Origin of the sequence: Streptomyces sp. SID3212, from assembly GCF_009865405.1 — a bacterium.
In the GTDB taxonomy this organism is placed as follows: Bacteria; Actinomycetota; Actinomycetes; order Streptomycetales; family Streptomycetaceae; genus Streptomyces.
The window spans coordinates 1-8,837 of the sequence record NZ_WWJY01000796.1 but is presented as its reverse complement, the minus strand read 5'-3'; the positions used below and the strand labels follow the sequence as shown (position 1 = coordinate 8,837).

Here is an 8,837-nt window from a genome sequence, read left to right as displayed (position 1 = left end):
GGGGGCGGCGGCGCGTACCCGCCCCCCGTGTCGCCGGACCCGTCCGCCCCGCTCGACGCCGCCCGCACCACCGCGTTCGGCTCCCCCATGCGCCCGAGGATGCGCCGTACCGCCGCCGGGCTGTCGCCGCCGAACTTCCCGCGCTGCCGGTCGATCTCGTTGCGCAGCGTCGAGACCAGTCTCATCCGGTCCCCGGACGCCAGCTGCTGCTGGCGCGCCGCGTCGCCGACCCGGCTCAGGTAGTCGTAGACGAGCTGGTCGCTCTCGATCCCCACACGTTCCTCCCACAGGTACACGCAGGTGCACGCACGCGATGCTGTCGGAGTCATACCCGTACGTCCAGTACGGACAAGCCCGCCCGGCCGGCTCCTCGCCCGCGTCGGGGGCGGAACGCGACGGTCCGCCCGTATCGTCCGGAACGGGCCGCCCGAACGGGCCGAACACGTCCGCCGGAACCGTACGAACGAGCCCGCGCACGCCGTACGAACAAACCGCACGCCCCGTGCGAACAAGCCGCGCACCCCGTACGAACGAGCCGCACACCCGGTACGAAGAAAGCCTCCCCCGCCCCTCCCCGCCCGACCTCCTCCGCCCGGGGGCGCGGCAGACCGCTCCTCAGGGGCTAACGTGGGACGGATGGGGACCCGCGAAGCCTGAGCAGGAGGCGCACGTGCCAGATGGAACCGGCGGTACGCCACCGCGCACTCTCGCGGAGGCCCTGCGCACCCGGGGCGACGACTCCCTCACCGCGCTCCTCCGCGCCCGACCCGATCTGCTCAACCCCGTGCCCAACGACCTCTCGCAGCTCGCGACCCGCGCGGGTACCCGCGCCTCCGTCGTCCGGGCGCTGGAGCGTCTCGACCGCTTCACGCTCCAGACGGCGGAAGCGCTCGCCGTCGCCCCCGAGCCCGCGCCGTACGACACGCTCCGCGCGCTCCTCACCGGCGACGAGGGCGACCCGCGCATCGAGCGCGCCCTCCCCGGCGCCGTCGGACGGCTGCGCGACCAGGCGCTGATCTGGGGCAGTGACACCCGGCTGCGGCTGGTCCGTACCGCCCGCGAACTGCTCGCGCCCTCGCCGACCCACCCGTCCCCGACCGGCCTCGGCCCGACCGTCGCCGAGGCCACCGCCGGGATGTCGCCGGGCCGGATCCAGGAGATCCTGACGGCCGCCTGGCTGCCGTCCACCCACGACCCGGTCTCCGCCGTCGCGTCCCTGACCGAGCTGTTCACGGACCGCACCCGCATGGCCGCCCTGCTGGACACCGCCCCCATGGAGGCGCTGTCCGTGCTGGACCGGCTGGTGTGGGGGCCGCCGTACGGGGAGGTCACCTCCAGCCCCACCCCGCCCGTGCAGTGGCTGCGCGACCGGGGCCTGCTGCTGCCCGCGACGACCCGCACGGTCGTCCTGCCCCGTGAGGTGGCCCTGCACCTGCGCGCCGGGCGGGCGCACCGCGTGATCGAGCCGGTCGCGCCGCCCGTCGCGCCCCGGACGAGCGAGCCGGGTTCCGGTTCCCGTCCACAGCTTGTGGACAGTACGGCGGCCGGGCAGGCGTACACCGCCCTCGCCACCGTCGAGGAGCTGGCCAAGGACTGGAACGAGGGCGGCCCGAGCGTCCTGCGCGCCGGCGGTCTGTCCGTACGGGACCTGAAGCGCACCGCCGCCGCCCTCGGCGTCACCGAGCCGATCGCCGCCTTCTGGGTCGAACTGGCCTACGCGGCGGGGCTGTTGGCGGCGGACGGCGAGGCCGACGAACGGTACGCGCCGACCCCCGCGTACGACGAGTGGGAGGAGCTGCCCTCCCCCGAGCGCTGGGCGCGGCTCGCCGTCGCGTGGCTGACCGCGACCCGTACGGCCGGTCTGGTCGGCGGCCAGGACGCCAAGGGCCGTACGCTCGCGGCCCTCGGCCCGGACCTGGACCGGGGCCCCGCGCCGGAGGTCCGCCGCCGGATCCTCGACCTCCTCGCCACGCTGCCCGAGGGCACCCCGCCCGACCCCGAGTCGCTGATGGCCCGGCTGCGCTGGGAGCGCCCGCTGCGCGGCGCCTCGGCGGCCGGCCGCCCCGACGACCTGCGCGGGCGGCTCGCCGCCTGGACGCTGAACGAGGCGGAGATGCTCGGTCTCACCGGCCGGGGCGCGCTCTCCACCCACGGCCGGGCGCTGCTCGACGCGCTGGGCGACCCCGCCGAGGGGATCACCACCACGCCCGCCGAACTGGCCGCCGCCGGTCTGCGCGCGGCGGAGGCCCTCAGGCCGCTGCTGCCCGAGCCCCTGGACCACGTACTGCTCCAGGCGGACCTCACGGCCGTGGCGCCCGGTCCGCTCCTGCGACCGCTCGCCGAACTGCTGTCCGTCGCCGCCGAGGTCGAGTCGACGGGCGGGGCGACGGTCTACCGCTTCACCCCCGCGTCCGTACGACGGGCCCTGGACGCCGGGCAGTCGGCGACCGGCCTGCACGACTTCCTCAGGGCGCACAGCCGTACGCCGGTGCCGCAGCCGCTCACGTACCTGGTGGACGACGTGGCCCGCAAGCACGGTCATCTGCGGGTCGGTTCGGCCAACGCGTACGTGCGCTGCGACGACGAGGCGGTGCTGGACGAGATCGTCGCCGACCGGCGGTCGCAGGGGATGCGGCTGCGGCGGCTGGCGCCGACGGTCCTGGCGGCCCAGGCGGATCCGTCGTCGCTGCTGGAGGGGTTGCGGGCGATGGGCTTCGCGCCGGCGGCGGAGTCGGCCGACGGCGACGTCCTGATCACCCGGGCGCACGCGCACCGGACCCCTCCCCGTACGGCGCCCGCGCCGGTGCCGGACGGACCGCCGGTGCCGGATCCGACGCTGCTGGGGGCGGCGGTACGGGCCATCCGGGCGGGGGACCTGGCGTCGACCGTCGTACACAAGACCGTTCCGGAACCGGCGGGTTCACGGTCCCGCGCGCGGGCGGTGTCGTCCTCGTCGGCAAAGGCGGCCGGACCCTCCAGGTCGGGTGACCTGCCGCGTACGACGTCGGCGGAGACCCTGGCCACGGTCCAGGCGGCCGCCATGACCGGTTCGGCGCTCTGGATCGGATACGTCAACGCGGAGGGCGCGGCGAGTCAGCGGGTGATCGCGCCGGTGCGGGTCGAGGGCGGCTTCGTGACCGCGTACGACCACACGGCGGACGAGGTCCGTACGTACCCGCTGCACCGGATCACGGGTGTGGCGGAACTGGCGGACGACACGGCGTGACGAAGGCGGGACGGCGAACGGACGCGGGACGGCGAACGGACGCGGGACGGCGAACGGACGCGGGACGGCGAACGGACGCGGGACGGCGAACGGACGCGGGACGGGCCGCGAAGCCCGTCCGGCGAGGGAGACCACCCGGTCCGTTCCGTTCTAACTCCGGCGCCCGAGCCGCACCAGCCGCTCGCTCCAGTTGGCCCGGGGCTTCTCCCCCGAACTCGTCATGGGCGTCAGCTTGGGCTTGGTCAGTGTCCGCTTCCTCACCGAGGGGCGGGTGCTGGCCGTCCGCGCGGGGGCCGGCTCGGCCACCACAGGCTCGGGCGCGGTCTCGGCCGCCGGCACCGGCTGCGGTACTCCCAGCGCGTGGAACCGCCGCCCGATCTTCCGGCCCAGCAGCAGGTAACCGAGCAGCGCGCCCGACGTGTTCAGGATCACATCGTCCACGTCGAAGGCACGGCCCTGGACGATCGAACCCTGCGCCAGCTCCACCAGCGCCATGACCACGGCGGTCAGCACGACGACCCGCAGCATCGGCAGCCGGCGCGGCATGAGCACCGGCAGGATCAGCCCGAACGGCATGCCCATCACGATGTTCCCGCCGATCTGCTTGCACGCGGCGAGGAACGTGTAGTCCTCCGCGTACTGCCGCAGCGAGTGCCCCGGCCGCAGGTTGGACCCCGCGATGTCGGCGGAGGCGGGGGACGGCGTGAGCGTCAGGTCGGCCAGCACCGCCGAAAAGGCCACCAGGGCAAGGAAGGCAACCACCAGAATGATCACCCGCAACAGGGCCCGGCCCCAGGAAATCCGTCGCGGGGCGGCTCTGTCCGGTTCTGCCTTGCGCGTCTCAGCGGTCATAGGAGCCAGGTGCCCAGCCCTGGCCGGGACAGTCCCCCCAGAGCCTGCGGATCGCCCCGCTCACGCGGACCGACCCCACCGCGCCCCCGAATCGGCCCGGTATGAGCGACACTGGTCGTTTGGCACAACGAGTGACGGCCCCGGAGCGACGGCCGGAAAGCACGAGTGACGGCCCAAGGAAAGACCGAAAGGGCGCAGCTGTGAACGGACCCCTCATCGTCCAGAGCGACAAGACCTTGCTGCTCGAAGTCGACCACGAACAGGCCGGAGCCTGTCGGCGGGCCATCGCGCCCTTCGCCGAGCTGGAGCGTGCGCCCGAGCACATCCACACGTACCGGCTGACCCCGCTCGGCCTGTGGAACGCGCGTGCCGCCGGGCATGACGCCGAGCAGGTGGTCGACGCGTTGGTGGAGTTCTCCCGCTACCCCGTGCCGCACGCCCTGCTCGTCGACGTCGCGGAGACGATGGCCCGGTACGGGCGTCTCACGCTGTCCAAGCACCCCACCCACGGTCTGGTCCTGACCTCCACGGACCGTCCCGTCCTGGAGGAGATCCTGCGGTCGAAGAAGGTCGCGCCGCTGGTGGGCGCGCGGCTCGACCCGGACACCGTCGCCGTACACCCCTCCGAGCGCGGCCAGATCAAGCAGACGCTCCTCAAGCTGGGCTGGCCGGCCGAGGATCTCGCCGGGTACGTGGACGGCGAGGCGCACGCCATCGAGCTGGTGGAGGACGGCTGGGCCCTGCGCCCGTACCAGAAGCAGGCCGTCGAGGGCTTCTGGCACGGCGGCTCGGGCGTGGTCGTGCTGCCCTGCGGGGCGGGCAAGACCCTGGTCGGCGCGGGCGCGATGGCGCAGGCCAAGGCGACCACGCTGATCCTGGTCACGAACACCGTCTCCGCCCGCCAGTGGAAGCACGAGCTGGTGAAGCGCACGACGCTGACCGAGGAGGAGATCGGCGAGTACAGCGGTACGCGCAAGGAGATCCGCCCGGTCACGATCGCCACGTACCAGGTGCTCACGACCCGCCGTAAGGGTGTCTATCCGCACCTGGAGCTGTTCGACTCCCGCGACTGGGGGCTGATCCTCTACGACGAGGTGCACCTGCTGCCCGCGCCCGTCTTCAAGTTCACCGCCGACCTCCAGGCGCGCCGCCGCCTCGGGCTGACCGCGACGCTCGTACGGGAGGACGGCCGCGAGTCGGACGTCTTCTCGCTGATCGGGCCGAAGCGGTTCGACGCGCCGTGGAAGGAGATCGAGGCGCAGGGGTACATCGCGCCCGCCGACTGTGTGGAGGTACGGGTCAACCTCACCGACAGCGAGCGGCTCGCGTACGCCACCGCCGAGACGGAGGAGAAGTACCGGTTCTGCGCGACGACCGCCACGAAGCGGAAGGTGACGGAGGCGCTCGTACGGAAGCACAAGGGCGAACAGACCCTGGTCATCGGCCAGTACATCGACCAGCTCGACGAGCTGGGCGAGCACCTGAACGCGCCGGTCATCAAGGGCGAGACCAGCAACGCCCAGCGCGAGAAGCTCTTCGAGTCGTTCCGGCAGGGCGAGATCTCGGTGCTGGTGGTGTCGAAGGTGGCGAACTTCTCGATCGACCTGCCGGAGGCGACGGTCGCGATCCAGGTGTCGGGGACGTTCGGGTCACGCCAGGAGGAGGCGCAGCGGCTCGGGCGGGTACTGCGGCCGAAGGCGGACGGGCACGAGGCGCGCTTCTACTCGGTGGTCGCGCGGGACACGATCGACCAGGACTTCGCGGCGCACCGGCAGCGGTTCCTGGCGGAGCAGGGGTACGCGTACCGGATCGTGGACGCGGACGAGCTGCTGGCGGAGAGCTGAGACGGGGCTGAGACGGGAGCGGGTCGTCGCTCAGAGGCGTCGTCTGACGACGCCCGCCTCCTCCCAGTACTCACCGAGGACGGCGACGTTGAACGCGGTCGCCACGTACACCTTGGCGGCGCGCAGGGCGTTGCCCAGGTGGTGAGCGGGGTGGGGCACGGCGCCGGTGGCGGTCGCGCCGGAGAGTGAGGCGCCGTGTGGGGCGCGGGGCGGGATGAAGGTCGCTGTACTCATATGTCCATGGTCGCGCGCCGACCCCCCGAAGCGCGTCGCTCTCCGGACGGAATCCTGGGCGATGCGGCGTACGACTCGGGATATAGGGGATCCCCTACGGGGGACGACCGGGGGACTACGGTGCGTGGGCCTCGCGGACCTCGATCGGGGGACCGCCCCGCAGCCGCCCACGTACCCCGTCCCCGTCCACCGTCTCCGTCCCCGTCCCCCGTCCGCGTCCCGCAGCCGCCCTGCGGCCCACTCCCCGGCGAAAAGCATTCTCCCCGGCGGGGCGAAAAGCATTCGCCCCGCCGCCACCCGCTGGCTACACTCTCCCCTCTTGCCCGCCTCCGCCTCCCTCGCGGAGCGCCGCCACCCGGACGGAAACCGGGCGGCTGCCATGACGTGATCCACGCCGACCGGACACCGCCGCCCCGTCCCAGCACCAAGGGCCTGCGGCCCGTCGGCCTGCGTACAGCCCGGAGGCAGCACCGTGTCCGCGCACGACCCCGAACCCGACACCACCCTCACCGCACCCACCGCACCCACCGCACCCACCGCATCGAGCGCCGACCGCACCGACCCTGCGGACTCCAGCTCCCCCTCCGACGACCCGCTGGGGCGCGAACGGGCCCACCTCAGCTCGTCGCGGGCCGCCCTGCGCGCCATGCGCGAGGACGTCCAGTCGCTCGACATCCGCGACGTCACCGCGAACTGGGTCAACGCCGCCGTCCTGGAGGCCCAGATCCAGGACCGCATCAAGTCGCTCGCCGACCTCTCCCACACCCCGCTCTTCTTCGGCCGGCTCGACTACCTGCACGTCGTCGGCGCGGACCAGGCCGAGGGCGCCGAGGGCGAGCGCTTCTACATCGGCCGCCGCCATGTCCACGACGCCGACGGCGACCCGATGGTGGTCGACTGGCGCGCGCCCGTCTCCCAGCCCTTCTACCGGGCGTCGAAGAAAGACCCCCACGACGTCGGACTGCGCCGGCGCTTCGGCTACACGGCCGGCGAGCTCACGGCGTACGAGGACGAACACCTCTCCGACCCCACCGAGGCCGCGAAGACCAGCAAGCTGCTCCAGACCGAGATCGAGCGTCCGCGCGTCGGCCCGATGCGCGACATCGTGGCGACGATCCAGCCGGAGCAGGACGAGATCGTACGGAGCGGGCTCGGCGGCACGGTGTGTGTGCAGGGCGGCCCCGGCACCGGGAAGACCGCCGTCGGCCTGCACCGCGTCGCGTACCTCCTCTACGCGCACCGGGAGCGGCTCGCCCGCACCGGCACGCTCGTCATCGGGCCGAACGCGTCCTTCCTCCACTACATCGAGCAGGTGCTGCCCGCGCTGGGCGAGCTGGAGGTGAAGCAGGCGACGGTGGAGAGCCTGGTCACCTCGGCCGCGGTGGCGGTACGGGGCACGGACCCGGCCGACGCCGCCGTCATCAAGGGCGACGCGCGGATGGCAGAGGTGCTGCGGCGGGCGGTCCGCTCCCATGTGACGCTGCCGACCGAGCCGGTGGTGGTCGTGCGCGGTTCGCGGCGGTGGCGGGTGCCGGCGTACGAACTGGAGGAGCTGGTACGGCAGTTGCTGGAGCGCGACATGCGGTACGGCGCCGCGCACGACGCGTTGCCGCAGCGGATCGCGCACGCCGTGCTCGTACGGATGGAGGAGGCGGGCGAGGCGCCCGACGACCGCGTGCAGGACGCGGTCGCGCGTACCCCCGCGGTGAAGGCGGCCGTGAAGGCGATGTGGCCGCTGGTCGATCCGGCGAAGCTGGTGCTGCGGCTGCTGTCGGACGCGGAGTTCCTCGCGGCGCACGCGGAGGGGCTGCTCACGCCGGAGGAGCAGGCGACGATCCTGTGGGCGAAGCCGGCGCGGAGCGTGAAGTCGGTCAAGTGGTCCGCCGCGGACGCGGTGTTGATCGACGAGGCGGCCGATCTCGTGGCCCGTACGCACTCGTTGGGCCACGTGGTGCTCGACGAGGCGCAGGACCTCTCGCCCATGCAGTACCGCGCGGTGGGCCGGCGCTGCTCGACGGGGTCGGCGACGGTGCTGGGCGATCTGGCGCAGGGCACGACCCCGTGGGCGACGGCGAGTTGGGCGGACGCGCTCCACCACTTGGGCAAGCCGGACGCGGTGGTGGAGGAGCTGACGGCCGGTTTCCGCGTGCCGCGCGAGGTGATCGCGTACGCGTCGCGGCTGCTGCCGCTGATCTCGCCGGGGCTGGCGGAGGTGGAGTCGGTACGGGAGGCGCCGGGGTCCCTGTCGGTACGGCGCGTCTCCGAGGACGTGCTGTCGGCGGCGGTGGTTTCGGCGTGCGAGGAGTCGTTGGCGCACGAGGGGTCGACGGGCCTGATCGCGGCGGACGCGCGGATTCCGGTGCTGGCGGCTGCCCTGTCCGCGGCGGGGTTGCGTTTCCTCTCGCCGGGCGAGGAAACGACGGCGGAGGCGCGGCTCACGCTGGTGCCGGCGTCGCTGGCGAAGGGCTTGGAGTACGACTACGTGGTGCTGGACGAGCCGTCGGCGGTGGTGTCGGGGGAGCCGGACGAACGGACGGGGCTGAGGCGGTTGTACGTGGCGTTGACGCGGGCGGTGTCGGGCCTGTCGATCTTGCACGGGCTGCCGTTGCCGATGGCGCTGTCCTGAGGCCCTCGCCCTTGGCCTGGCGGCCGTGCTTTTGTCCTCAATCGCCGGACGGGCT

5 protein-coding genes and 1 pseudogene are annotated in these 8,837 nt (G+C 73.3%); 3 read left to right on the top strand and 3 right to left on the bottom strand.

Features of this window, described 5'->3' with window-relative positions; genetic code table 11:
* Positions 1 to 275: pseudogene (locus GT042_RS24110) on the bottom strand (hypothetical protein); the annotation flags it as partial.
* Between the two features lie 395 nt (positions 276 to 670).
* Here GT042_RS24110 and GT042_RS24105 point away from each other — a divergent pair.
* On the top strand, positions 671 to 3,226 hold the full coding sequence (locus GT042_RS24105; protein WP_345943894.1) for a helicase C-terminal domain-containing protein: 2,556 nt from the start codon (positions 671 to 673) through the stop codon (positions 3,224 to 3,226).
* A gap of 150 nt (positions 3,227 to 3,376) precedes the next feature.
* Here the strand turns inward: GT042_RS24105 and GT042_RS24100 are convergent, their stop codons facing one another.
* A complete protein-coding gene (locus tag GT042_RS24100; RefSeq protein WP_161310823.1) occupies positions 3,377 to 4,078 on the bottom strand; it encodes a VanZ family protein in 702 nt (233 codons plus the stop codon).
* Between the two features lie 200 nt (positions 4,079 to 4,278).
* On the opposite strand from GT042_RS24100, the gene GT042_RS24095 reads away from it, so the two are divergent.
* Positions 4,279 to 5,922, top strand: a complete 1,644-nt coding sequence (locus GT042_RS24095) for a DNA repair helicase XPB (protein ID WP_161310822.1) — start codon at positions 4,279 to 4,281, stop codon at positions 5,920 to 5,922.
* Between the two features lie 30 nt (positions 5,923 to 5,952).
* Here GT042_RS24095 and GT042_RS24090 read toward each other — a convergent pair whose 3' ends face one another.
* Entirely contained in the window at positions 5,953 to 6,156 is a 204-nt protein-coding gene (locus GT042_RS24090; RefSeq protein WP_161310821.1) for a hypothetical protein, read from the bottom strand.
* 595 nt (positions 6,157 to 6,751) lie between these two features.
* Between GT042_RS24090 and GT042_RS24085 the strand changes: the two genes are divergently transcribed.
* Positions 6,752 to 8,782 carry a UvrD-helicase domain-containing protein gene (locus GT042_RS24085; protein WP_237531117.1) on the top strand — a complete coding sequence of 677 codons (2,031 nt, stop codon included), beginning with the start codon at positions 6,752 to 6,754 and terminating at the stop codon, positions 8,780 to 8,782.
* The last annotated feature ends 55 nt before the right edge of the window (positions 8,783 to 8,837 follow it).

Coding starts and splice junctions, on each gene's coding strand:
- GT042_RS24100 (WP_161310823.1), bottom strand. CDS start 4,078: ATGACCGCTGAGACGCGCAAGGCAGAACCGGACAGAGCCGCCCCGCGA.
- GT042_RS24090 (WP_161310821.1), bottom strand. CDS start 6,156: ATGAGTACAGCGACCTTCATCCCGCCCCGCGCCCCACACGGCGCCTCA.